This window comes from Streptomyces sp. O3 (assembly GCF_054788135.1).
Genome location: NZ_JBTVYK010000006.1, coordinates 100890 through 122886, shown reverse-complemented (window position 1 = coordinate 122886; position 21997 = coordinate 100890). Strand labels below are relative to the sequence as shown.

Genomic DNA, 21997 nt, shown 5'->3' with positions numbered 1-21997 from the left:
AGCAATCTGAATTCAGGGACCATGAACCGTTTACGGCCTGGGCGGCACTCCCGTACCTGGTTCTCCGGCCTGTCGGCTAACAGCTCATGGACCACACGTGGGCGTCACCCCGGTCGTTCGCGACAGCGTTGTAGCCGACCTCGTCGCCGGGGCGCAGGCAGATCGTCACGGAGCCGCCGGTAGACGGGAACTGGATGGCGTCCTCGTACACCTTGACGTGGTCCTTGACGCCCGGCCCCGAGATGCCGTGGTTGGCCCACGAGGAGTCCTCGTCGGCGATCCAGGACTCCCACCACTCGTCGTCGCCCGAGGCGTTCATGCGCTGGCCGCCGAAGTTCGCCTCGGTCCAGACACAGAAGTTGCCGCTCGGGCACTGCGCCGCCGACGCGGGCGCGGCGGTGGTCAGGCTCACGCCTCCGGCCAGGAGGACCGCGGACAGCAGGGCCACGGGGTGCTTGGCCGCGGGGCGCTTCATGAACTTCATGGGGGTTTCCTTTCTCGAGCGGTCAGCTCTGGTGCTTCTCGGGTGGTCAGCTCTGGTGCCGGGCACGGGTGTCGGCGGACAGCAGGGCCCTCGCCTCGGACAGCGCGTGCGCGCGCAGCTCCCGGTAGGCGACACGGTCGCGCCGCGGGGCCTCGGACTTGAGGTTGTTGACGTTCGTGACGGCCCGGAACCAGCGGGCCTGGTCCCCGTACAGACGCCGTTCGGCAGCCGCGAGGCAACCGTCGGTGTGGTGGCCGACGACATGCCCGCTGGGCAGCTTCAGGGTGAGCTCCGCGCGGCCGGCGCCGAACAGGGCCCGCTCGACGCGGCGGGCCTCGGCCGGGCTCGCGGGCCGGGTGCCGGGGCGCGGCGGGGTGAGGCCCTGGCGGGTCAGGCAGCGGTCAGTGAGCAGGAGTTGGGCGGCCTTGAGGGTGTCGGTCGGGCTGAGCGACACGACCGGCTCGCGCGGGGCGCCGCAGCCGGTCAGGCCCGAGAGCGCGGCCAGCAGGCCCAGCGAGGTCAGGGCGGCGGCGCGCGTGCGCCCGCGTGCGCTCATTCCGGCCCGCAGACGGAGGCGATGACGGAGGCGATGGCGGAGGCGGTGGCGGAGGCGGTGGCGGTGGCGGTGGCGCAGCCAGCAGGAATGCGCCTGTTCATCCAGATCCCCTTGTCCGCAAGGCTCAGGAACGGCCCGGCTGTGAGTCCACACAACCGGATCACCAAGGGGCTTGTCCCGGACCGACCGGCCCTTTCACTCGGATGGACGGGCGCGCGAACCTTGTGCGCCTGCGTTCGCGGCGAGGACGCCGATACGCGCTGACCACAGCCTTGCTGATGCGTGCGGCCCCTGCGGCGTCGGGAGCCAGAAGCCTCGCCGAGCTTGCGAGTGAGGTACAGCTTCCTGTACGTACAGGATTACGTACGCTCACGAGGAGGCCGCCATGCGCACCATGACCTACACCGAGTCGCGCGCGAAGTACGCCGAGACGCTCAACTCGGTGGTGGACGACCGGGAGGAAGTCATAGTGACCCGCGCGGGCCGGGAGCCGGTCGTGATCGTGGCACTCGATGAGTACGAGTCCCTGAAGGAGACGGCGTACCTGCTTCGCAGCCCGGAGAACGCACGGCGACTCCTTCGGGCAATCGAGGACCTGGAGGACGGCCAGGGCGTTGTCCGGGAGATGCTCGATTGAAACTCGTCTGGCACGAAAAGGCCTGGGCTGACTCTGTCTGGTGGCAGGCCCAGGACCGCAAGACCCTCAAGCGGATCAACACACTCCTCCAGGACATCACCCGCAACGGCAACGAGGGCATCGGCAAACCCGAGCCCCTGAGACACGGCTTCCAGGGTTACTGGTCCCGCCGCATCACCGATGAACACCGCCTTGTCTACAAGGTCGTCGAAGACGAGATCCGCATCGCTTCCTGCCGGTATCACTACGAGCGCTGACCTCCGGGGCGGGCGCGCCCCTTCGAGCCCGAGAACCCCCACGGCCCGGCGCTCGCGCTCCGGGCGGCACCTCGACAGGCGGTCGCCCTCGGGGCGGATCACTCGGCTGTCCCGAAGCTCAAGCCGCGGGGTTCGGGCGCTCTTTAACTAGGAACGGGCGGAGGGCCTCAACCCGCCCTCCCACCCTGTCGAGTTGACTTTCCGCATTCGACTTGCCACGCACGGTGACAGGCGTCTAGCGTGCCCGCATAACGAACAGCCCCCGCCTGGTGCAAGGAACACCCGCGGGGGCCTGACCACCAAGATCGAATGAGAGTCGATCCCATGGCCGACGCCCAGCTTAGTAGTGCCCCGCGCCCGACGCACGCACCCCCGCACCCGATGGCCAATCCGGGGTACGGGAAGCGCTCCGCGCCCGGCCAACGGCCCCGCGCCGCGCATGACTTCGCGCACCTCCCGGCTCGCGAGGCGGCCGTCGCCTCGTACATCGACCGGTTGCCGGACGGCGCGGACATCTCCGTGAAGACCCTGGCCAAGGTGCTGCCGTACGGGCAGTGCGCGCTCAGCACCGCGCTGCGCCGCCTCCGGCAGGCGGGCCATCTGCGGCACGGCCGGGAGCACCGGTTCGACGAGTACGGCTGCCCGCGCTGGGTGACGCGTACCTGGTTCTCGCGTACGGCGCGGGACGAGGCGTGGTGGGCGGCGTTCGCGAAGGGGGACGTGCCGCGCGACGAACGCCCGCGGCCGACGCGGTCCCGCGCGTACATCCTGCTCGCCGCGCTCGGCCGGACCGACCCGGTGATGTCGCTGTCGTCGGCCGACTGCTCGGCCCTCGCGCCGCTGGTCAGCGAATGGTTCGACCGGGGCGCGAGCGAGGGGGAGGTGGTACGGGCGCTCACCACGGGCCTGCCCGTACCCGTCCACCACCCGGCCGCGCTCGCCCGCAAGCGCCTGACCGCCAAGCTTCCGCCCGAACGCCCCCGCCGGGCTCCCGAACCCCTGCGCATCCTGGAATGCGCCACCTGCCACACACCGGGCACCCCGGAGGCACTCACAGGCGGCGAATGCGACGCCTGCCGAGGCGAACCAGCACCCCCGACACGCCGCCCCGCCACGCTCCCGCCCGACCGGGTTCAGGCTCGCGCGGCCGGGGCCCGTGCCGCCCTGCGCGCCGCCGTGACGAACTGACTACCTCCCCACCCCACCCCAGATTACCTTTGGAATATGGGAGAGAAGATGAAGTTCAGCGTGAGCCTCGACGCCAGCCTGGGCCAGGCCCTGAGAGACGCCGCGGACGAGCAGCAAACACAGATCTCCAGCGTCGTGAGCCATGCCCTGGAGGACTACCTGGACCGTAAGCGGATCATCCGTGAGGGCCTGGCCGCCATGGAGGAGTACCAGCAGGAGCACGGCCGGTTCACCGAGGAGGAGCTGGCAGAAGCCCAGGCCCGTAACGCCGAACTGTTCGGCACCCCTGGAAGGGAACAACAGAGCGCGTGAGCCACATCGTCTACGACAGTGGGGCACTGATCGCCGCCTCGAAGAACGACCGGCGGTTCCTCTCCCGCCACGACGACATCCTGGCATCGGGCCGGGTACCCCTCGTCCCCGCCGGAGTCCTGGCGCAGTCCTGGGACCGACGCCCTCAGGCCGCGATACTGCACCGGGTTCTGCGGGGCTGCCGCGTCCTGCCCCTGTCCGAGGGCGTGGCCAAGGCCGCCGCCGACCTCTGCCACGCCGACGGCAGCTCCGACGTGGTCGACGCCAGCGTCGTACTGGCCGCCATCGTGCACGGCGACGCCCCCGTACTCACCGACGACCTCGGGGACATCCGCTCCCTGGCCGCAGCGGCCGACCGCCCGCACCTGAGGATCGCCCTGCCATGACCGCGTACCGAGCCACCCTGTTCGCCGCCATCGCCGAGGTAGCGGCCGCCAGAAACTGCGGCGTGGACCCCGCCGCCCTCGTGCGCATGATCGAGACTCTGCGGGACTGAACCCGGCGTCCGCGATTCAGGCGCGGGTACGCCAAGAGGCGTGCTCGACCACTCATATGGCGGGTCGGGCACGCCTCGGCAAGCGGGGCGGCAGGATGGTCACCGCAGCAGGTAAAGCCTCCACTCCACATAGCCGTGGTGGGGGTAGCTCACGCACTTGTACCCCTTGTACCCGAAGTACTTGGCGTAGCTCTTCCCCGCCTCCATGCAGGTGTCGTACTTGTTGTTGTAGCTGCCGTAGTACACCCAGGTGCCGCTGGCGGTCGGCGCGGCCTGAGTCTGCGTGGCCTGAGTCTGCGCGGCCGGGGCCGGGGCCGCCTGCGCGGCGGGCGCGATCGCGAGCCCGCCGACGGTCATGAGAGCGACGGTGGCGAGAGAGCTCAGCGCCTTCGCGTAACGTGACATGGCGTCAATCCTTTCACTGGTTACCGCAGTTGACGGGATTCGGACTACAGTCCCCTTACGGCTCAGGACAGTATCGGACCACAGTCCGATTTAGCAATCCCGTGAGAACAGCTGCCGACAACGCTGAAGGGCGGCACCCCCGGCAGGGGATGCCGCCCTTCAGCGGTTACTGGCGCGGGTCAGCGCGTCACGTCCGCCGGGATCTTGTCCTGCGCGGGCGCGTCCTTCGGGTCCCAGCACTCGACGCCCTTCAGGCCGGGCACGCGGTCGCGGGTGAAGACCGGGTCCAGGCCCGCGCGGCGCTGCGCCAGGTAGTCGTCCAGGAGGCGGAAGGCGATCACCGACAGCGGCAGGATCGCGAGCAGGTTGACCAGGACCATCGCGCCCATCGTGATGTCCGCGAGGCTCCAGACCACGCTGACCGAGCCCATCGCGCCGAGCACCGCGCAGGCCAGGACCAGCGCGCGGTAGCCGGTCAGCACCGACTTGCTGCGGGTGATGAACTCGATGTTGGACTCGCCGTAGTAGTAGTTGCCGATCATGGAGCTGAAGGCGACCATGAAGACGACGACGGTCAGCAGGTGCCCGGCCCAGGAGCCGAGCGCGTCGTTGAACGCGGACTGCGTGACGTCCGCGCCGCCGCGGGTGCCGAGCGTCGGGTTCGCGCTGAGGATGACCAGGGCGGTCATGGTGCAGATGACCAGCGTGTCGAAGTAGACGCCCAGGGTCTGGACCAGGCCCTGCTTGACCGGGTGCGAGGCCTCCGCCGCGGCCGCGGCGTTCGGGGCCGAGCCCATGCCCGCCTCGTTGGAGAACATGCCGCGCCGTACGCCCTGGAGGATCGCCGTGCCGACCGCGCCGCCCGCGACCTCGCGGAAGCCGAACGCACCGGCGACGATGTCGCCGAGCATCCCCGGCACCGAGCCGATGTTGAGCAGGACGACGACCAGACCGACGAGCAGGTAGACCGCGGCCATGACCGGGATCAGGACCTTGGTGACCGAGGCGATCCGCTTCACGCCGAAGAACACCGCGAGGCCGAGCAGCACGGCCAGGATGATGCCGAGCACCGGCGTGAACCAGGCCGAGTCGACCCCGCCGAAGGAGCCGTCGGCGGCGACCGTGATCGTGTTCGACTGCACCGCGGTGAGCACGAAACCGAAGGTCAGGGTGATCAGCACCGCGAACAGCACACCGAGCCAGCGCTTCCCCAGGGCGCGCTCCATGTAGTACGCGGGGCCGCCGCGGAAGGTGCCCGGCTCCTTGCCGCGCGTCTTGTAGAGCTGCGCGAGACAGGACTCGACGAACGCCGACGCGCCGCCGACCAGCGCCATCATCCACATCCAGAACACCGCGCCGGGCCCGCCCATGGTGATCGCGGTGGCCACACCGGCGATATTGCCGGTGCCGATACGCGCGGCGGCCGAGATCGTGAAGGCCCCGAACGGGCTGACGCCGCTCTTCGGCTTCTCCTTCACGACCCGGAACATCTCCGGGACCAGCCGCAGCTGCACGGCCTTCGACCGGAGAGTGAAATACAGGCCTGCCACGGCCACGAGAGGGATCAGCAGATAGGTCCAGAAGACATCGTTGATGTCGACGATCCAGGTGTTCAACGTGCTCATGCGAGTGCGTCCCGGTCCTGTGGGTGGGGGGATCGGTGCGAACGGCGCGGTACGGATCGCGTACGCGGGTGGCCGTCGACCTTGGGAAGACGCTCTTCCACTTCTAACAAGTGACAGGACTGTAGGCAGGGACCTTGGTCCCTGCCCAGACCCCCATATAGTGGGCTATCTCACACAATGAGACGTCGCAGGTCAGTCCAGGGTTTTACGGGGCTGAGCGGCCCCCGCCAGCCCCGGCTCCGGCCCCGGCTCCGGCTCCCAGCACTGCACGCCCGGCAGGCCGGGGACGCGGTCCCGCGTGAAGACCGGGTCCAGGCCCGCCCCGCGCTGCGCCTGGTAGTCGTTCAGGAGGCGGAAGGCGATCACCGACAGCGGCAGGATCGCGGCCATGTTGACCAGGGCCATGAAGCCCATGAAGACGTCGGCGAGGTTCCACACCACGCTCACCGAGCCCAGCGCGCCGAGGAAGACGACGCCCAGGACCAGCGCGCGGTAGCCGGTCAGCACGCGCTTGCCGCCGTTCATGAACTGGAGGTTGGACTCGCCGTAGTAGTAGTTGCCGATCAGGGTGCTGAAGCAGAGCATGAACACGACGATGGTCAGCGCGTGTCCCGCCCAGCCGCCCAGCGTGTCGGAGAGCGCGGACTGCGTGAGGTCCGCGCCCTGCCGCCCGGCCAGCGTGGGGTTGGCGGTCAGGATGACGAACGCGGTCATCGTGCAGACCAGCATCGTGTCGAAGAAGACGCCGAGCGCCTGCACCAGACCCTGTTTGACCGGGTGCGAGACCGCGGCTGTCGCACCCGCGTTGGGCGCGGATCCCAGGCCCGCCTCGTTGGAGAACATGCCGCGCCGTACGCCCTGCTGGATCGCCGCGCCGACCGCGCCGCCCGCGACCTCGCGGAAGCCGAACGCGCCGCCCACGATGTCCGCGAGCACCCGCCCGAGGTCGCCGACGTTCAGCAGCACCACCGCCGCGCCGAGCAGCAGATAGACCACGGCCATGACGGGGACCAGCCAGCTCGTCACGGTCGCGATGCGCCGTACGCCGCCGAAGATGACCGCGCCGAGCAGCAGGACGAGCGCCAGGCCCACGGCCGCCGGGAACCAGCCTTCGCCGCCGCTCGGGAGCGAGCCCGCGCCGACCGCGACGATGGTGTTGGCCTGCACCGCGTTGAACACGAACCCGAAGGTCGCCGTGATGGTGACCGCGAACAGCACCCCGAGCCAGGGCCGCCGCAGCGCGTACCGCATGTAGTACGCGGGGCCGCCGCGGAAGGTGCCCGGCTCCTTGCCCCGCACCTTGTAGAGCTGCGCGAGAGTGGACTCGACGAACGCCGACGCGCCGCCGACCAGCGCCATCACCCACATCCAGAACACCGCGCCGGGCCCGCCGACGGTGATCGCGGTGGCCACACCGGCGATATTGCCGGTGCCGACGCGGGCGGCGGCCGAGATGGTGAAGGCGGCGAAGGACGAGATCGGCTTGGAGCCGTCGGCGCCGGGGGTCGGCTTGTCCCGCATCACGCGCAGCATCTCGGGGATCATCCGGAACTGCGCGCCCCTGGAGCGGACCGTGAAGTACAGTCCCGCGCCGACCACGAGGGGGATGAGCAGATAGGTCCAGAAGTAATCGTTGATGCTGACGATCACGGAGTCGAGCGTGTTCACGTACGGGACCTTATCCCCGCAAAACATGCCGCACGCACCAGATCGGGCCGTGGCGGACCCGCCGAGAGAAACGCCACAGGGGAAAGCCACAGGGCAAAGCCACAGGGGCGGCTCCCTCCTTCCGGAGGGTGCCGCCCCTGCGTACTGCTCAGGACAGTTGATCCGCGAGGGATCAGAAGTCCATGTCACCGCCCGGCATGCCGCCCGGAGCCGCCGGGGCGGCCTTCTCCGGCTTGTCGGCGATGACGGCCTCGGTGGTGAGGAACAGCGCGGCGATGGACGCGGCGTTCTGCAGCGCGGAGCGGGTGACCTTCGCCGGGTCGATGATGCCCTCGGCGATCATGTCGACGTACTCGCCCGTCGCGGCGTTCAGGCCGTTGCCGACGGCCAGGTTGCGCACCTTCTCCACGACGACGCCGCCCTCAAGGCCGCCGTTGACGGCGATCTGCTTGAGCGGGGCCTCCAGGGCGAGCTTCACGGCGTTGGCGCCGGTCGCCTCGTCACCCTCCAGCTCCAGCTTCTCGAAGACCGAGGAGGCCTGCAGCAGGGCCACGCCACCGCCGGCGACGATGCCCTCCTCGACGGCCGCCTTCGCGTTGCGAACGGCGTCCTCGATGCGGTGCTTGCGCTCCTTGAGCTCGACCTCGGTGGCCGCGCCCGCCTTGATGACGGCGACGCCGCCGGCGAGCTTCGCCAGGCGCTCCTGGAGCTTCTCGCGGTCGTAGTCCGAGTCGCTGTTCTCGATCTCGGCGCGGATCTGGTTCACCCGGCCGTTGACCTGCTCGCTGTCACCGGCACCGTCGACGATGGTGGTCTCGTCCTTGGTGATGACGACCTTGCGGGCGCGGCCCAGCAGGTCGATGGTGGCGTTCTCGAGCTTGAGGCCGACCTCCTCGGAGATGACCTCGCCGCCGGTGAGGATGGCGATGTCGTTCAGCATCGCCTTGCGGCGGTCGCCGAAGCCCGGAGCCTTGACGGCGACGGACTTGAAGGTGCCGCGGATCTTGTTGACGACCAGGGTCGACAGGGCCTCGCCCTCAAGGTCCTCGGCGATGATCAGCAGCGCCTTGCCGGACTGCATGACCTTCTCCAGCAGCGGAAGGAGGTCCTTCACGTTGCCGATCTTGGAGTTGGCGATCAGGATGTACGGGTCGTCGAGGACGGCCTCCATACGCTCCATGTCGGTGGCGAAGTACGCCGAGATGTAGCCCTTGTCGAAGCGCATACCCTCGGTGAGCTCCAGCTCCAGACCGAAGGTCTGGGACTCCTCGACGGTGATGACGCCTTCCTTGCCGACCTTGTCCATGGCCTCGGCGATCAGCTCGCCGATCTGGGTGTCGGCGGCGGAGATGGAGGCGGTCGAAGCGATCTGCTCCTTGGTCTCCACGTCCTTGGCCTGCTCCAGCAGGGCGCCCGAGACGGCCTCGACGGCCTTCTCGATGCCGCGCTTCAGGGCCATCGGGTTGGCGCCGGCCGCGACGTTGCGCAGGCCTTCGCGGACCAGGGCCTGGGCCAGGACGGTCGCGGTCGTCGTGCCGTCACCGGCGACGTCGTCCGTCTTCTTCGCGACCTCCTTGACCAGCTCGGCGCCGATCTTCTCGTACGGGTCCTCGAGCTCGATCTCCTTGGCGATGGACACACCATCGTTGGTGATCGTGGGGGCGCCCCACTTCTTCTCGAGGACGACGTTGCGGCCCTTGGGGCCGAGGGTGACCTTGACGGCGTCGGCGAGCTGGTTCATCCCGCGCTCGAGACCGCGCCGTGCCTCCTCGTCGAACGCGATGATCTTGGCCATGTGAAGTGGTCCTCCCGGACTGGGGTGGATGGCGACGGACTGTGCGGGCGCCCGCGACGGACGGCCTGCCTGCCTGTGTGGTTCCTTGCCCCACCCGGCCTGCGGGCCTCGCCTACCCAGTCCTTCTGTCACTCTCACTGGGAGAGTGCTAACGCCAATGATTAGCACTCGACCCCTGCGAGTGCAAGCGGGTCTGGCAGATCCCAGGCGCGCCCGAGGGTGGAGGGCATCACCCCCCTGACGTTCGGGGGTGGTCAGCGCGAGAGGTCCGCACCCGTGACGGGTACGGACCTCTCGTGCGCGAGTGCGTGAGTGCGCGAGTGCGTGAGTGCGTCGGTGGCCGATCGCGCCTGGATCAGACGGCGAGCTTGACCATGTCCGCCTGCGGACCCTTCTGGCCCTGCGAGATCTCGAATTCGACTCGCTGACCCTCTTCCAGGGTGCGGTACCCGTCCATCTGGATCGCGCTGTAGTGGACGAAAACATCCGCACCACCGTCGACCGCGATGAAGCCGTACCCCTTCTCCGCGTTGAACCACTTGACGGTGCCCTGAGCCATGCCTAACTCCCCTATTACTGGCCCTTGCGCGGATCCGCACTTCGCGAATCCGGGTCAGACCTCACTCCCCAGACAGGTGGGGGTGTGCGCCGGAACGCGTCGACCGCGGCTGAATGTATCTGCCCAACTGCCCTCTGCAACAGGTCAATCGGACGAGAAATCTGGGCACGCCTGATCGGAAGTATCCGGAGGTTTCGACGGACTCGGGGCAAGTCGGGCCAGGCAAAAGGGAACGCAAGGTGCAAACGGACTCAGTGATTTGGCTGCTTCTCGTCGGAGTGCCTGGCACTTCTCATATGCTCTCGGCACACTCTTCGCGCGAAGTGGAGCAGTATTCCCAACTCTACCGCGCTCAACCATGCAGAATCACCCCCTCCGCTTCTTGCCGAGGGGGTGATTCTGTGAGGGTTCGACGCGCCGTCAGCCGCCCGCGACGGCCGGGATGATGGAGACGCCCACGCCGTCCGGCGTGGCCGTCTCCAGGCCCTGTTCAAAGCGCACGTCGTCGTCGTTCACGTACACGTTCACGAAGCGCCGCAGCTTGCCCGTGTCGTCCAGGACGCGGGCGCCGATGCCGGTGTGGTTCTTCTCCAGGTCGGCGATGACCTCGGCGAGGGTCGCGCCCTCGGCCGTCACCTCGGACTCGCCGCCGGTGTACGTACGGAGGATGGTGGGGATGCGGACCTTGACGCTCACGGTGGTTCTCCAGACTTCAGGGTGGGGCGGGGGACGGGGCGGGAAGGTGACTAGTCGGCCAGGCCAGCGGACCGGAACGCGTCAAGCGAGGGCTTGATCACGGCGGTGGCCTGCGAGGTCGGGGCGACCGCGTCCAGCGTCTTGAGCCCGTCACCGGTGTTGAGCACGACCGTGGTCAGGGCCGGGTCGAGCAGCCCCGCCTCGATGAGCTTCCGGGTCACCCCCACCGTCACGCCGCCCGCGGTCTCCGCGAAGATGCCCTCGGTCCGCGCGAGCAGCTTGATCGCGTCGACGACCTGCTCGTCGTCGACGTCCTCCACCGCGCCGCCGGTGCGCCGCGCGATGTCCAGGACGTACGGGCCGTCGGCCGGGTTGCCGATCGCCAGGGACTTGGCGATGGTGTCCGGCTTCTGCGGCCGTACGACGTCGTGCCCGGCCTTGAAGGCGGTGGAGACCGGCGAGCAGCCCTCCGCCTGGGCGCCGAAGATCTTGTACGGCTGGTCCTCGACCAGGCCCAGCTTGATCAGCTCCTGGAACCCCTTGTCGATCTTCGTGAGCTGGGATCCGGAGGCGATCGGGATGACGATCTGGTCGGGCAGCCGCCAGCCGAGCTGCTCGCAGATCTCGTACGCCAGGGTCTTGGAGCCCTCGCCGTAGTACGGGCGCAGGTTGACGTTGACGAAGCCCCAGCCCTCGCCCAGCGGGTCGCCGATGAGCTCGGAACAGAAGCGGTTGACGTCGTCGTAGTTGCCCTCGATGCCGACCAGCTCGCCGCCGTACACCGCGGCCATGACGACCTTGCCCTGCTCCAGGTCGTGCGGGATGAACACGCAGGACCGGAAGCCGGAGCGGGCGGCGGCCGCGCCGACGGCGCCCGCGAGGTTGCCGGTCGACGAGCAGGACAGGGTGGTGAAGCCGAAGGCGCGGGCGGCCTCGACGGCGATCGCGACGACCCGGTCCTTGAAGGAGTGGGTCGGGTTGCCGGAGTCGTCCTTGATGAACAGGCCGCCGGTGACGCCCAGTTCGCGGGCGAGGTTGTCGGCCTTGACCAGCTTGGTGAAGCCGGGGTTCAGGTTCGGCTTGTCGGCGACGTCGGCCGGGACGGGCAGCAGCGGGGCGTAGCGCCAGATGCTGTTCGGGCCCGCCTCGATCTGCTGGCGCAGGGCCTCGGGGTCACCGGTGGGAAGCTCGTACGCGACTTCGAGCGGGCCGAAACACAGCGCGCAGGCGAAGATCGGGCCGAGCGGGAAGCGCTCGCCGCACTCGCGACAGGAGAGAGCCGCGGCGGGACCGAGCGAGACGGTCGCGGCGGGGGTGCCGGAGGTGCTGCCAGTGGTGGTTGCTTCGACGGATTGCACAGCCATGGAGGCGAGGCCCTTTCTCCTCATCTTCCTTACGACGCACTTCGCCGCAAGACGGAATTGGCACCTTCCCGAGTCAGGAGCCTCGCTTCGGACGCACGAGTACTGACTGGAGGGTTGCCGGGGCTTCAACGGGCCGTATCCCTCTGCCCCTCTGGATGAGCGGTATGAAGTTGTGCGCTGGACGGCCCCCGGCATGCGACGGTCGTCCGCGTTGTTCAAGACTGTAACCGAAGGCCCTGACAGTTGAGATAGTCGTCCGAACCGCGAGATGGATCATGCAGGGAGAACCCGAACGTGCTCGATGAGGTGGAGCGCTGGCTGACCAGGCGTTCCTGGTCCGTGTCCGACCGCCCGCTGGACGAGCTGCTGGCGGCCAAGGTACGGCCCGGCGGCCGGGTCAGCGTGGTGCTGCCCGCGCTGGACGAGGAGGAGACCGTCGGCGAGATCGTCGCCACGATCCGGCGGGAGCTGATGGCGCCGGCGGCCCCGCTCGTCGACGAGCTGGTGGTGATCGACTCCGGTTCGCGGGACCGTACGGCCGCTGTGGCCGCCGCCGCGGGCGCGCGGGTCGTGCACCGGGACGCGATCCTGCCGCGGATACCCGCGCTGCCGGGCAAGGGCGAGGTGCTGTGGCGCTCGCTCCTGGTGACCAGCGGCGACATCGTCTGTTTCGTGGACGCGGACCTGCGGGAGTTCTCCGCGGACTTCGTCACCGGCATCGCCGGCCCGCTGCTCACCGAGCCGGACGTGCAGTTCGTGAAGGGCATGTACGACCGACCGCTCGGCGAGGCGACCGACCAGGGCGGCCGGGTCACGGAACTGGTCGCGCGGCCGCTGCTCAATCTGCACTGGCCGCTGCTGGCCGGTTTCGTGCAGCCGCTGGGCGGCGAGTACGCGGCCCGCCGGACGCTGCTTGAGCGGCTGCCGTTCCCGGTCGGGTACGGCGTGGAGCTGGGGCTGCTGGTGGACGCGCTGCACACGGTGGGCCTCGACGCGCTGGCGCAGGTGGACATCGGGGTGCGCAAGCACCGGCACCAGGACGGCCGGGCGCTGGGCCGGATGGCCGCGGCGATCTACCGGACCGCGCAGCTGCGGCTGGCCCGCGGCCACCTCGTACGCCCGAGGCTGACGCAGTTCGAGCGGGGCGCGGACGGGTTCGAGCCGCGGACCCACGCCGTGGACACGGAGGAGCGCCCGCCGATGACGGAGATCGTCGAGTACACCACCCGCCGTGTCGCGTGACCGGCGTGTCACGTGACCGGTGCGTCGCGTGACCGGCGTGTCACGTGACCGGTGCGTCGTGCGACACGGCGTGCCGTCCGCACGTTTGAACCATTACGTCACGGGCTAGGTAGGGCGCATGTCGTCCGAGGCTTCCGCGCACCAGGCCCAGGTACTCGTCGCGTCCAACCGCGGCCCCGTCAGCTACGCCGTACGCGAGGACGGCACGCTCGACGCGAGGCGCGGCGGCGGCGGGCTGGTCTCGGGGCTGTCCGCGATCGGCCCGGACACGGACGCGCTGTGGGTCTGCGCGGCGCTGGGCGACGGGGACCGCGAGGCGGTGCGGCGGGGCGTCGGCGAGGCGGGCGTACGGATGCTGGCGATCGACGCCGGGGTGCACGCCGACGCGTACAACGGGGTCGCCAACTCGGTGCTGTGGTTCGTCCACCACATGCTGTACCAGACGCCGCTTGAGCCCTCCTTCGGCCCGGAGTTCCGGCGGCAGTGGGCCGCGTACGAGACGTACAACCGCGCCTTCGCCGAGGCGCTGGCCGACGCCGCCGCGCCGGGCGCGGCGGTGCTGGTGCAGGACTACCACCTGGCCCTGGTGCCGGGGATGCTCCGCGAGCTCCGCCCCGACCTGCGGATCGGGCACTTCTCGCACACCCCGTGGGCCCCGCTGGACTACTTCCGGACGCTGCCGGACGACATCGCCGCGCGGCTGCTGCGCGGGATGCTCGGCGCGGACCGGCTGGGCTTTCTGACCCGGCGCTGGGCGGACGCGTTCACGGGGTGCGCCGAGGGCGTACTGGGTCCGGACGCGCTGGACGGCACCCGGATCGGGGTGCACGGTCTCGGCGCGGACGCGGACTTCCTGCGGGAGCGGGCGGGGCGGGCCGACGTCGAGGAGCGGCTGGCCGGGCTGCGGGAGCAGATCGGCGCGGCGGACCGCAGGACCATCGTCCGGGTGGACCGTACGGAGCTGTCCAAGAACATCGTGCGCGGGCTGCACGCGTACCGGCTGCTGCTCGACTCGCACCCCGAGTGGCGCGAGCGCGTGGTGCACCTCGCGTTCGCCTATCCGTCCCGGCAGGACCTGGACGTCTACCGGGCCTATACGGCGGAGGTGTCGCGGGTCGCCGCGGAGATCAACGCGGCGTACGGCACCGCGGGCTGGACGCCGGTCGTCCTGCATGTGCGGGACGACTTCGCGCGGTCGCTGGCCGCGTACCGGCTGGCGGACGTGGCGCTGGTCAACCCGATCCGGGACGGGATGAACCTGGTCGCCAAGGAGGTGCCGGTCGTCTCGGACGAGGGGTGCGCGCTGGTGCTGTCGCGGGAGGCGGGGGCGTGCGCGGAGCTCGGCGACGACGCGGTGGTGGTGAACCCGTTCGACGTGTCGGGCACGGCCGAGGCGCTGCACACCGCGCTCACGATGCCGACGGCCGAGCGCGCGGAGCGCACGAAGCGGCTGGCCGCGGCGGCGACGGCGCTGCCCCCGGAACGCTGGTTCCTGGACCAGCTGCAAGAGCTGCGCGGCTGAGCCAGGGATCGGTCCTCCGCCCGGCCCCGCCTCTTCCCGACGGTGGCCTTCGCGGCTTCGCCGCATGGCCTGCGGACGGCTTGACCGATGTCCTCAATCGCCGGACGGGCTGGAGTCGGCCACTCGCGACGCGAGCGCGGCCAGCAGGCCCACCACCCCCGACGGGCCGTCGACGACCAGGTCCGCGCGGTCGGCCAGCTCGCGGACCTCGTCGCTCCCGCTGCACACCAGCACCCCCGGCACCCCCTCCCCCCGCGCCTTCTCGACCGCCGCGAACGCGGCCAGGTCACCGAGATCGTCCCCGGCGTACAGCACGGACTCGGCGGACACCTCCCGCAGATACGCCGTGAGCGCGGCGCCCTTGTCGACGCCCGGCGGCCGCAGCTCCAGCACGAGCCGCCCCGGTTCGACGACGAGCCCGTGCCGCGCGGCCAGCTCACCGAGCGGCCCCCGCAGCGCGGCGAACGCCGCCTCGGGGTCCGCCGCCCGCCGCGTGTGCACGGCGAGCGCCCGGCCCTTCTCCTCGATCCAGCTGCCGTGCCACGCGCCCAGCGCGTCCAGGAAGCCGGGCAGCTCGGCGCGGACCGCGGCGACGCCGGGGTGCGGCTCGGGCGCCCGCACCCGGCCGGACACGGCGTCCCAGCGCTCCGCGCCGTAGTGCCCGAGCACCACCAGGTGGTCGAGCCCCGGCACCCCGGCGAAGCCGCCGTACCGTACGGCGACCCCGGCCGGACGCCCGGTCACCACCGCGACCGAGCCGACCCGCGGCGCCAGCGCGGCCAGCGCGGGTACCGCGTCCGGGTGCGCCCGCGCCCGCTCCGGGTCGGGCACGATCTCGGCGAGGGTGCCGTCGAAGTCGAGGGCCACCACCGCGCGCTCGGGCCGGGCGACGAGCGCGGCCAGGCCCTCGCGTCCGGCGGCGGTCACGGGCGTCGGCAGATCAGGCACACGGCCGGACGAACGGGAGTAGCGGGAGTGCGGATGGGAGTACGGATGGCTGCTGCCCATGCCCCGACCCTATCCAGCCGCGGCGTGCCGCACGCCTCGCGCGCGAACCCGTCTCACATACCGCGCACAGACTTCAGCGGCGCGCCCGCCGCGCGTCCCGCAGCCGCCGCAGCCGGTTCACCGTCACCGGGTCGTGGGCCTGGGCGCGCGGGTCGTCTATGAGCGCGCCGAGCAGCTGGTAGTAGCGGGTGGGCGAGATGCCGAGCCGCTCCCGTATGGCCCGCTCCTTGGCCCCGGCGCCGGGCCAGCTCCGCCGCTCCACCGCGAGCACGGCGGCATCGCGCTCGGAGAGGCCAGGGCGGTCCGAGCGACCGGTCTGTTCACTCATACCCCGCTCACTCATACCCCGCACCGTAACCGCGCCCACTGACACTCGCCCCGTGACCGGCGACCGCAGCCGGGGCCGCGACCGGAACCACGACCGGACCGCAACCGCAACCGCGACCGCCGCCAGCTACGCCGCGCTGTCCGCCGCCACCGCCGCGTTCTGCATCTCCTTGAGCAGCGTCACCGGGTTGCCGCCCGGCTCGACCGCCTTGCCGATCTTCTTCTTGATGTCCGCGCTCACCCCGGCCCAGGACGTCTTGCCCACCGGGTACAGCTCGGACGTCGGCAGCTCGCCCAGGAACTCGCCCAGCGCCTTGTGCTTCGGGTCGGCCGCCAGCGCGTCGGACGCGGAGCTGGTGACCGGCAGGATGTCGTAGCGGAGCGAGAAGTCCAGGACCTGCTTCTCGCCGTAGACGAAGTCGAGGAACGTGCCGATCTCCTTACGGTGACCGTTCCGCTTGAAGGCCATCATCCAGTCGGCGACGCCCATGGTGGCCTTGGCCTTGCCGTTGATGCCGGGCAGCGGCACCATGCCGTACTTCACGCCCTTCTTCTCGGCCTGTTGCATCAGCGTGGGGTGGCCGTTGAGCATGCCGACCTCGCCGTCGGCGAACGCGTCGAAGGCCTTCTGCCGGTTGAGCTTGCCCGGCGCCACCGGGCCGGTCAGGTCCTTGCCGACCAGCTCGTCCTTCAGCCACTTGAAGGTGTTGATGTTCTCCGTCGAGTCCAGCGTGTACGTACCGACGTGGTCGGTGTAACCGCCGCCGCCGCTCAGCAGCCACTGCATGGTCTCGGCCTGCGCCTCCTCCGGTCCGAGCGGCAGTGCGAACGGCGTCTTCACCCCGCTGTCCTTCAGGGACCGCGCGGCGGCGGCGAGCTCGTTCCAGGTCGTCGGCGGCTCGATGTCGGCGGCCTTGAACAGCTCCTTGTTGTAGAAGAGCAGCCGGGTCGACGAGGCGAACGGCATGCCGTACTGGACCCGCCTGACCTCGCCCGCCGATGTGAGCGTGGAGAGCAGGTCGGACTGCACGGATATGGAGAGCAGTTCGTCGACGGGGTAGAGGCGGTCCTTGGCGGCGTGGTCGGCGTAGGCGCCGATCTGCGCCATGTCGGGCGCCTCGCCCTTGTCGGCCATCTCGGCGACCTTGGCGTCGACGTCGGTCCAGGGCAGCACGGTGACATCGACCTTGATGCCGGAGTGCTTGCTCTCGAACTCCTTGACCAGGCTGTTCCAGTAGTGCTTGGAGCTGTTCTCCGGGCTGTCCCCGTAGTCGGCGGCCACGAGCTTGAGCGTGACCTCACCGCCGGACCCCGTACTGCTGCAACCGGCCAGTGTGGCCGTCATGCCCAGTGCGGCCGCCGCCGCGATCAGCCCTGTTGTCCGCCGGTGCACAGCTTTTCCCACTCTCGTGTATTTCGGTCGGTCAGTCCCCGCGACGTCCGATTGTATGAACGGGGCGTTCCCCTTCTGTTCACCGGGAGGTCTACACCAGCCGCCGCATGGAGGTCTACACCACTCGCAAAAAGAGATGACGGGGGCCGGGCGGCACGGAATCATGGCGGGTATGCCTGGTCCCTACGTCATCCGCGGTTCGGTCTCCCTGCCGGAGGCCGAGCTGGTCTGGCGTTTCTCCAGGTCATCCGGGCCCGGCGGGCAGCATGTGAACACCAGTGATTCAAAGGCGGAGCTCCGCTTCGACCTGGCGAACACCGCGTCACTGCCCGAGGTCTGGAAGCGGCGCGCCCTGGAGCGGCTCGCGCCCCGGCTGGTCGACGGGGTGATCGCGGTACACGCGTCCGAGCACCGCTCGCAGTGGCGCAACCGCGAGATGGCGGCCACCCGGCTCGCGTCCCTGCTGGCCGAGGCCACCGCGCCGCCACCGAAGCCACGGCGCCCGACGAAGATCCCCCGAGGCGTCAACGAGCGGCGGCTGCGCCAGAAGAAGGCCCGCAGCGAGACCAAACGAGGCCGCTCCGGCCGGGATTGGTAGGACCGATAAGACCGATAAGACCGACAAGGCTGATGAGACCGGTCAGCCCAACTGCCGGTACCGGCCCCGGAAGTACATCAGCGGCCCGCCGTCCGCGCTCGGCAGCTCCGCGCTCAGCACCCGGCCGATCACCAGCGTGTGGTCCCCCGCCCGCACGCTCTGCTCCGTACGGCACTCCAGGGTCGCCAGCGCCCCGCCCACCAGCGGCGCCCCGGACCACTCCCCCCGTACGTACGCGATGTCCTCGAAGAGCAGCCGGTCACTGATCCGCCCCTTCATCGCGAAGCGCCCCGCGATGTGCCGCTGGCTCTCGGCGAGCACCGACACCCCCCACAGCGGCTGCTCGGCGAGCAGGTCGTCCATCCGGGAGCCCTCCCGCAGGCTGACCATGACCAGCGGCGGATCGAGCGACACGGACATGAAGGCGGTCGCCGTCATGCCCACGTCCTCGCCCGCGGGCCCGTCGTCGGCGAGCGCCGCCTCACGCGCGGTCACCAGCACCACGCCTGCGGCCAGCCGGGACATCGCGGCGCGGAAGTCGTCGTTGCTCACCCCATCAGGATGCACAGCGGGCTGCTCCGGGGGGCGGGGGACGCGTGGGGCGGCGGAAGTCTTCAGCACGCCAGCACGCTAACCGGGTCGGCGGCGGCCCCGCATCGGGCCCTGGACGGAGTGCGGTCCTAGGACCGTAGCCCCGACCGCACACTGTGCACATACCAACCAGTTTGCGTTCAGAAAACGTACAGAGGCACCACGCCCCCACTCCCCACCCCTTCACCCCTCGCTGTGACTTGAGTCACAGGACTCATATTTCGTTGACCCTGTGTACCGACTGAGCTGCTCGCTGTGATTCAGTGGCTGAGGCCGCGTGAGAGCCACCAGACGCTGAGGACTGTGGATCCTGGAGTTGCTGTCGAGGTCTCGGGGAGAGCGAAGCATGGAGACCGAGTCGGAGCCCTACGTCCGTCTTGCGACCCTGCGGCAGCTGCATCAGGTGGTCGCCGACCTGAACACGGCGCGAAGCCTGGCGGACACGCTGCAGACGGTCGCCGACGGCATCGTGAACGGCCTCGGCTACGAACTGTCGTGTGTCAACCTCGTACGCCCCGACGGCGATCTCGTCGTGGCCGCCTTCGCGGGCAACGCCGCAGCTGAGGCGCTCATCACCGGCCGCGTGGGCTCCCGCGCCTCCTGGGAGCGCCGACTGGGCATGGGCCGGGCGTGGGGCGACCTCCGGTTCATACCGCACACCGAGGGCTGGGTACTCGACGACGACGACGTACCGCAGTGGTACACCTCGGGACCCGAGCCGCGCTTCGAGGACGAGTGGCATCCGTCGGACCGGTTGTTCGCGCCGATGTACGCGGCCAGCTCGGCCGGCGGCGAGCTGCTGGGCGTCATAGCCGTCGACCGGCCGCGGAACGGCCGTCTGCCCGGCGCCTGGGGCCGCGAGGCGCTCCAGATGTACGCCTCCCAGGCCGCCATTGCAATCAGTAACGCTCGCTTGCGGGCAAACATGCAGCGCGCCCTGGTCAGACTCGAACGGGAACAGCAGGCGCTGCGGGCCAGTGAGGAATCCTTCCGGCAGGCCTTCGAGTACGCGCCGTCCGGCATGGCCATCGCCGAGATAGGCGGCGACCAGCACGGCCGGATCCTGCGCACCAACGACGCGCTCTGCCGTCTGCTCGGCCGCCCCGCGTCGGCGATGCGCCGCTACGCGTTCTCCGACCTCGTGCACCCGGAGGACATCGGCACCCTGCTGCGTACGTCCGCCGAGGGCGGGCGGGCCGAACTGCGGCTCGGGCGGCGGGACGGCACCTACCTCTGGGTGTCGATGCGGAACTCCGTGGTCGCCGACGCCGCAGACGGGCCGCGCTTCCTGCTCACCCACGTCGAGGACATCGAGGAGCGCAAGCGCCGCGAGCTCCAGCTCGCGCACCGGGCCTCGCACGACTCGCTCACCGGCCTGCCGAACTCCGCCGAGCTCCGCGCCCGGCTCGGCGCCCGGCTGTGCCGCCGCCCGCAGGCCACGCGGCCCAGCGCGGTGGACACGCTGGACGCGGCGTACGGCGGCGCACCCGCCGCCCTGACGGGCGGCTACGACGTCACCGCGTACGACCTGAACGGCTACCCGGCCGACGTCAACGGCTACCCGGCCGACCCGAACGGCTACCCGGCCCACGGCTACGACACCAGCGGCCACGACCCCGGCGCGGGCGTCTACGACGAGGCCTTCGACCACCACGTGCACACCGTCGCCCCCGAAGAGGGCGCCGACGACGACGGCGCCAAGGGCCTGGCCGTGCTCTTCTGCGACCTGGACGGCTTCAAGTCGATCAACGACCGGTTCGGACACCACACGGGCGACGCCGTCCTCATCGAGGTCGCGCGCCGCCTGACCGGCGGGGTCAGGGACGGCGACACCGTCGCCCGGCTCGGCGGCGACGAGTTCGTCGTCCTGGCCGACGGGCTCGGCCGCGCCGACGCCCAGGACCTCGCCGTACGCCTGCGGAACGCGATCATCCCGCCGATCCGCGTGGACGGCAGGGCGGTCAGGGTCGGGGCCAGCTTCGGCATCGGGTGGGCCCACTGCGGCATGTCGGCGGAGGAAGTGCTGCAATCCGCCGACCAAAGGATGTACGTGGAGAAACGATCTCGTGCGAAACAGCACAGGCGCGCGGGGTAGTCGCAGGTCAGCGAGTGCGGTCGGGCAACGGCCCGGTGAACTGTCACTCGGAGCGGGTAGGCTCGCCTGACACTCGACCTGTATGAGGAGCGGACTGAGGGATGACTCCCGGCGACAACGGCGCGAGCAAGCCCGAAGACGACGACCCGTTCGGCTACCTGTACGCCGACGGGCAGGCCGCGGGTGCCACCCCGCCCGGCGGCGGCGGTTACGGCTACCCCGGCGGCCGCTCCCTCAACCAGGTGCGCCCGGTCGGCGAGCGCCAGTACGGCCAGCAGCAGGCCCCCCAGCCGCACAGCCAACAGCCGTACGGCCAGCAGCAGTACGGCCAGCAGCCCTACGCCCAGCAGTACGGCCAGCCCGCGCAGGCCGCGCCGCAGGCTCCCCCGGCGTACGGCGCCCAGATCCCGCCGCAACAGGCCCACGCGTACGACCAGGCGCACTACGCGGCCCCGGAGACCCTCCCCGGCGGCGCTCCCGCCGGACCGCCTCGCGCGCCGCAGCCCGTCCAGGGCGGCGGCGGCCGGGGCCGTGGCCCCAACACCAAGATGCTGCTGGTCGGGGCGCTGGCCGTGGTCGCCGCCGTGGTCATCGGCATCGGCGTCGCGATGATCGGCGGCGACCCGGACGAGAAGAACGACCAGGCGCGCGAGGGCGGCCAGAAGCAGAGCCAGGAGCCCGCGGACACGGTGAAACCGTCCGACGAGCCGTCGAAGGACGCCGACGAGCCCGAGGAGGAGGAGAAGGTCGAACTGCCGCGCTCCGACGCGAACTCGCTGAGCCTGGCGGGCGGCGCTGCCAAGGCGTCCGACGTCGACGGCGCGAAGGCCGCCGGCGGCACCTACGTCACCGGCTTCAACACCCCTGGCGCGTCGGCGACCTGGACCGTCAACGACATCCCGGAGAGCGGCAAGTACACCCTGCGCGTGATCTACGGCGTGCCCGGCAGGGACGCCGACACCACGCTCACGGTCAACGGCAAGGCCCACGAACGGCCGCTGAACATGAAGAACTTCGCCCAGGCCGAGGACGGCGACTGGAAGCGGGGCTGGACCAACACCTGGTCCAACGTCATCCTCAACAAGGGCACCAACACCATCAAGATCTCCTGCGAGGACGGCAACGCGTGCGAGATCAACCTCGACCAGCTGTCCCTGGAGGAGGGCTGGCGCAGCTAGC

General features: G+C 70.3%; 23 protein-coding genes and 1 riboswitch. Of the genes, 10 read left to right on the top strand and 13 right to left on the bottom strand.

Features of this window, described 5'->3' with window-relative positions:
- Window positions 1-76: 76 nt before the first annotated feature.
- A complete protein-coding gene (locus ACX6XY_RS05610; protein WP_460327023.1) occupies window positions 77-484 on the bottom strand; it encodes a peptidase inhibitor family I36 protein in 408 nt (135 codons plus the stop codon).
- Window positions 485-530: 46 nt separating this feature from the next.
- Complete coding sequence (locus ACX6XY_RS05605) at window positions 531-1040, bottom strand: hypothetical protein (protein WP_460327020.1); 510 nt, start codon at window positions 1038-1040, stop codon at window positions 531-533.
- Window positions 1041-1425: 385 nt separating this feature from the next.
- On the opposite strand from ACX6XY_RS05605, the gene ACX6XY_RS05600 reads away from it, so the two are divergent.
- From ACX6XY_RS05600 to ACX6XY_RS05580, 5 genes are all read left to right on the top strand, one after another.
- On the top strand, window positions 1426-1677 hold the full coding sequence (locus tag ACX6XY_RS05600; RefSeq protein WP_460327018.1) for a type II toxin-antitoxin system Phd/YefM family antitoxin: 252 nt from the start codon (window positions 1426-1428) through the stop codon (window positions 1675-1677).
- Entirely contained in the window at window positions 1674-1934 is a 261-nt protein-coding gene (locus tag ACX6XY_RS05595) for a Txe/YoeB family addiction module toxin (RefSeq protein WP_460327016.1), read from the top strand. Before ACX6XY_RS05600 ends, ACX6XY_RS05595 begins: the two co-directional genes overlap by 4 nt.
- A gap of 324 nt (window positions 1935-2258) precedes the next feature.
- A complete protein-coding gene (locus tag ACX6XY_RS05590) occupies window positions 2259-3122 on the top strand; it encodes a hypothetical protein (RefSeq protein WP_460327014.1) in 864 nt (287 codons plus the stop codon).
- Between the two features lie 36 nt (window positions 3123-3158).
- A complete protein-coding gene (locus ACX6XY_RS05585) occupies window positions 3159-3434 on the top strand; it encodes a hypothetical protein (RefSeq protein WP_460327012.1) in 276 nt (91 codons plus the stop codon).
- Entirely contained in the window at window positions 3431-3820 is a 390-nt protein-coding gene (locus ACX6XY_RS05580; protein WP_460327010.1) for a twitching motility protein PilT, read from the top strand. Before ACX6XY_RS05585 ends, ACX6XY_RS05580 begins: the two co-directional genes overlap by 4 nt.
- A gap of 209 nt (window positions 3821-4029) precedes the next feature.
- Here ACX6XY_RS05580 and ACX6XY_RS05575 read toward each other — a convergent pair whose 3' ends face one another.
- From ACX6XY_RS05575 to thrC, 7 genes are all read right to left on the bottom strand, one after another.
- Entirely contained in the window at window positions 4030-4335 is a 306-nt protein-coding gene (locus tag ACX6XY_RS05575) for a hypothetical protein (protein ID WP_460327009.1), read from the bottom strand.
- Window positions 4336-4514: 179 nt separating this feature from the next.
- Complete coding sequence (locus tag ACX6XY_RS05570) at window positions 4515-5960, bottom strand: alanine/glycine:cation symporter family protein (protein ID WP_460327007.1); 1446 nt, start codon at window positions 5958-5960, stop codon at window positions 4515-4517.
- A gap of 192 nt (window positions 5961-6152) precedes the next feature.
- A complete protein-coding gene (locus ACX6XY_RS05565; RefSeq protein WP_460327005.1) occupies window positions 6153-7628 on the bottom strand; it encodes an alanine/glycine:cation symporter family protein in 1476 nt (491 codons plus the stop codon).
- Window positions 7629-7800: 172 nt separating this feature from the next.
- Window positions 7801-9423, bottom strand: a complete 1623-nt coding sequence (groL, locus tag ACX6XY_RS05560) for a chaperonin GroEL (RefSeq protein WP_460327003.1) — start codon at window positions 9421-9423, stop codon at window positions 7801-7803.
- A gap of 355 nt (window positions 9424-9778) precedes the next feature.
- Window positions 9779-9982 carry a cold-shock protein gene (locus tag ACX6XY_RS05555; protein ID WP_005315736.1) on the bottom strand — a complete coding sequence of 68 codons (204 nt, stop codon included), beginning with the start codon at window positions 9980-9982 and terminating at the stop codon, window positions 9779-9781.
- Between the two features lie 420 nt (window positions 9983-10402).
- Window positions 10403-10678, bottom strand: coding sequence for a MoaD/ThiS family protein (locus tag ACX6XY_RS05550; RefSeq protein WP_460327000.1), 276 nt, complete (start codon window positions 10676-10678; stop codon window positions 10403-10405).
- Window positions 10679-10728: 50 nt separating this feature from the next.
- The gene (gene thrC / locus ACX6XY_RS05545) at window positions 10729-12042 is read right to left on the bottom strand and encodes a threonine synthase (RefSeq protein ID WP_460326999.1); all 1314 of its coding nucleotides are present in this window, start codon (window positions 12040-12042) and stop codon (window positions 10729-10731) included.
- A 17-nt stretch (window positions 12043-12059) separates the two neighbouring features.
- A riboswitch (SAM riboswitch) is annotated at window positions 12060-12204 on the bottom strand.
- 132 nt (window positions 12205-12336) lie between these two features.
- Here thrC and ACX6XY_RS05540 point away from each other — a divergent pair.
- Window positions 12337-13284: a glucosyl-3-phosphoglycerate synthase gene (locus ACX6XY_RS05540; protein ID WP_460326997.1), complete on the top strand. Its 948-nt coding sequence runs from the start codon at window positions 12337-12339 to the stop codon at window positions 13282-13284.
- Between the two features lie 118 nt (window positions 13285-13402).
- Window positions 13403-14806 carry an alpha,alpha-trehalose-phosphate synthase (UDP-forming) gene (locus tag ACX6XY_RS05535; RefSeq protein WP_460326995.1) on the top strand — a complete coding sequence of 468 codons (1404 nt, stop codon included), beginning with the start codon at window positions 13403-13405 and terminating at the stop codon, window positions 14804-14806.
- Between the two features lie 93 nt (window positions 14807-14899).
- Here ACX6XY_RS05535 and otsB read toward each other — a convergent pair whose 3' ends face one another.
- From otsB to ACX6XY_RS05520, 3 genes are all read right to left on the bottom strand, one after another.
- Window positions 14900-15814, bottom strand: a complete 915-nt coding sequence (otsB, locus tag ACX6XY_RS05530) for a trehalose-phosphatase (protein WP_460326993.1) — start codon at window positions 15812-15814, stop codon at window positions 14900-14902.
- A gap of 73 nt (window positions 15815-15887) precedes the next feature.
- Complete coding sequence (locus ACX6XY_RS05525; protein WP_460326991.1) at window positions 15888-16142, bottom strand: DUF3263 domain-containing protein; 255 nt, start codon at window positions 16140-16142, stop codon at window positions 15888-15890.
- Window positions 16143-16268: 126 nt separating this feature from the next.
- The gene (locus tag ACX6XY_RS05520; protein ID WP_460326989.1) at window positions 16269-17534 is read right to left on the bottom strand and encodes an ABC transporter substrate-binding protein; all 1266 of its coding nucleotides are present in this window, start codon (window positions 17532-17534) and stop codon (window positions 16269-16271) included.
- Window positions 17535-17697: 163 nt separating this feature from the next.
- On the opposite strand from ACX6XY_RS05520, the gene arfB reads away from it, so the two are divergent.
- Window positions 17698-18132, top strand: a complete 435-nt coding sequence (gene arfB / locus ACX6XY_RS05515) for an alternative ribosome rescue aminoacyl-tRNA hydrolase ArfB (RefSeq protein WP_460326987.1) — start codon at window positions 17698-17700, stop codon at window positions 18130-18132.
- 42 nt (window positions 18133-18174) lie between these two features.
- Here the strand turns inward: arfB and ACX6XY_RS05510 are convergent, their stop codons facing one another.
- Window positions 18175-18657 (bottom strand): flavin reductase family protein, encoded by a 483-nt coding sequence (locus tag ACX6XY_RS05510; protein WP_460327089.1) that lies wholly within the window; start codon window positions 18655-18657, stop codon window positions 18175-18177.
- A 412-nt stretch (window positions 18658-19069) separates the two neighbouring features.
- Between ACX6XY_RS05510 and cdgB the strand changes: the two genes are divergently transcribed.
- Together cdgB and ACX6XY_RS05500 are read left to right on the top strand one after the other, a co-directional pair.
- A complete protein-coding gene (gene cdgB, locus ACX6XY_RS05505; RefSeq protein ID WP_460326985.1) occupies window positions 19070-20818 on the top strand; it encodes a diguanylate cyclase CdgB in 1749 nt (582 codons plus the stop codon).
- A gap of 101 nt (window positions 20819-20919) precedes the next feature.
- Complete coding sequence (locus ACX6XY_RS05500; RefSeq protein ID WP_460326983.1) at window positions 20920-21996, top strand: carbohydrate-binding protein; 1077 nt, start codon at window positions 20920-20922, stop codon at window positions 21994-21996.
- Window position 21997: the final 1 nt, after the last annotated feature.

Excerpts from the sequence above, each read along its gene's own strand:
- ACX6XY_RS05610 (WP_460327023.1), bottom strand. The coding sequence starts at position 484 with ATGAAGTTCATGAAGCGCCCCGCGGCCAAGCACCCCGTGGCCCTGCTG.
- ACX6XY_RS05605 (WP_460327020.1), bottom strand. The coding sequence starts at position 1,040 with ATGAGCGCACGCGGGCGCACGCGCGCCGCCGCCCTGACCTCGCTGGGC.
- ACX6XY_RS05600 (WP_460327018.1), top strand. The coding sequence starts at position 1,426 with ATGCGCACCATGACCTACACCGAGTCGCGCGCGAAGTACGCCGAGACG.
- ACX6XY_RS05590 (WP_460327014.1), top strand. The coding sequence starts at position 2,259 with ATGGCCGACGCCCAGCTTAGTAGTGCCCCGCGCCCGACGCACGCACCC.
- ACX6XY_RS05585 (WP_460327012.1), top strand. The coding sequence starts at position 3,159 with ATGGGAGAGAAGATGAAGTTCAGCGTGAGCCTCGACGCCAGCCTGGGC.
- ACX6XY_RS05575 (WP_460327009.1), bottom strand. The coding sequence starts at position 4,335 with ATGTCACGTTACGCGAAGGCGCTGAGCTCTCTCGCCACCGTCGCTCTC.
- ACX6XY_RS05570 (WP_460327007.1), bottom strand. The coding sequence starts at position 5,960 with ATGAGCACGTTGAACACCTGGATCGTCGACATCAACGATGTCTTCTGG.
- groL (WP_460327003.1), bottom strand. The coding sequence starts at position 9,423 with ATGGCCAAGATCATCGCGTTCGACGAGGAGGCACGGCGCGGTCTCGAG.
- ACX6XY_RS05555 (WP_005315736.1), bottom strand. The coding sequence starts at position 9,982 with ATGGCTCAGGGCACCGTCAAGTGGTTCAACGCGGAGAAGGGGTACGGC.
- thrC (WP_460326999.1), bottom strand. The coding sequence starts at position 12,042 with ATGGCTGTGCAATCCGTCGAAGCAACCACCACTGGCAGCACCTCCGGC.
- ACX6XY_RS05535 (WP_460326995.1), top strand. The coding sequence starts at position 13,403 with ATGTCGTCCGAGGCTTCCGCGCACCAGGCCCAGGTACTCGTCGCGTCC.
- otsB (WP_460326993.1), bottom strand. The coding sequence starts at position 15,814 with ATGGGCAGCAGCCATCCGTACTCCCATCCGCACTCCCGCTACTCCCGT.
- ACX6XY_RS05525 (WP_460326991.1), bottom strand. The coding sequence starts at position 16,142 with ATGAGTGAACAGACCGGTCGCTCGGACCGCCCTGGCCTCTCCGAGCGC.
- arfB (WP_460326987.1), top strand. The coding sequence starts at position 17,698 with ATGGCGGGTATGCCTGGTCCCTACGTCATCCGCGGTTCGGTCTCCCTG.
- ACX6XY_RS05510 (WP_460327089.1), bottom strand. The coding sequence starts at position 18,657 with ATGTCCCGGCTGGCCGCAGGCGTGGTGCTGGTGACCGCGCGTGAGGCG.
- cdgB (WP_460326985.1), top strand. The coding sequence starts at position 19,070 with ATGGAGACCGAGTCGGAGCCCTACGTCCGTCTTGCGACCCTGCGGCAG.
- ACX6XY_RS05500 (WP_460326983.1), top strand. The coding sequence starts at position 20,920 with ATGACTCCCGGCGACAACGGCGCGAGCAAGCCCGAAGACGACGACCCG.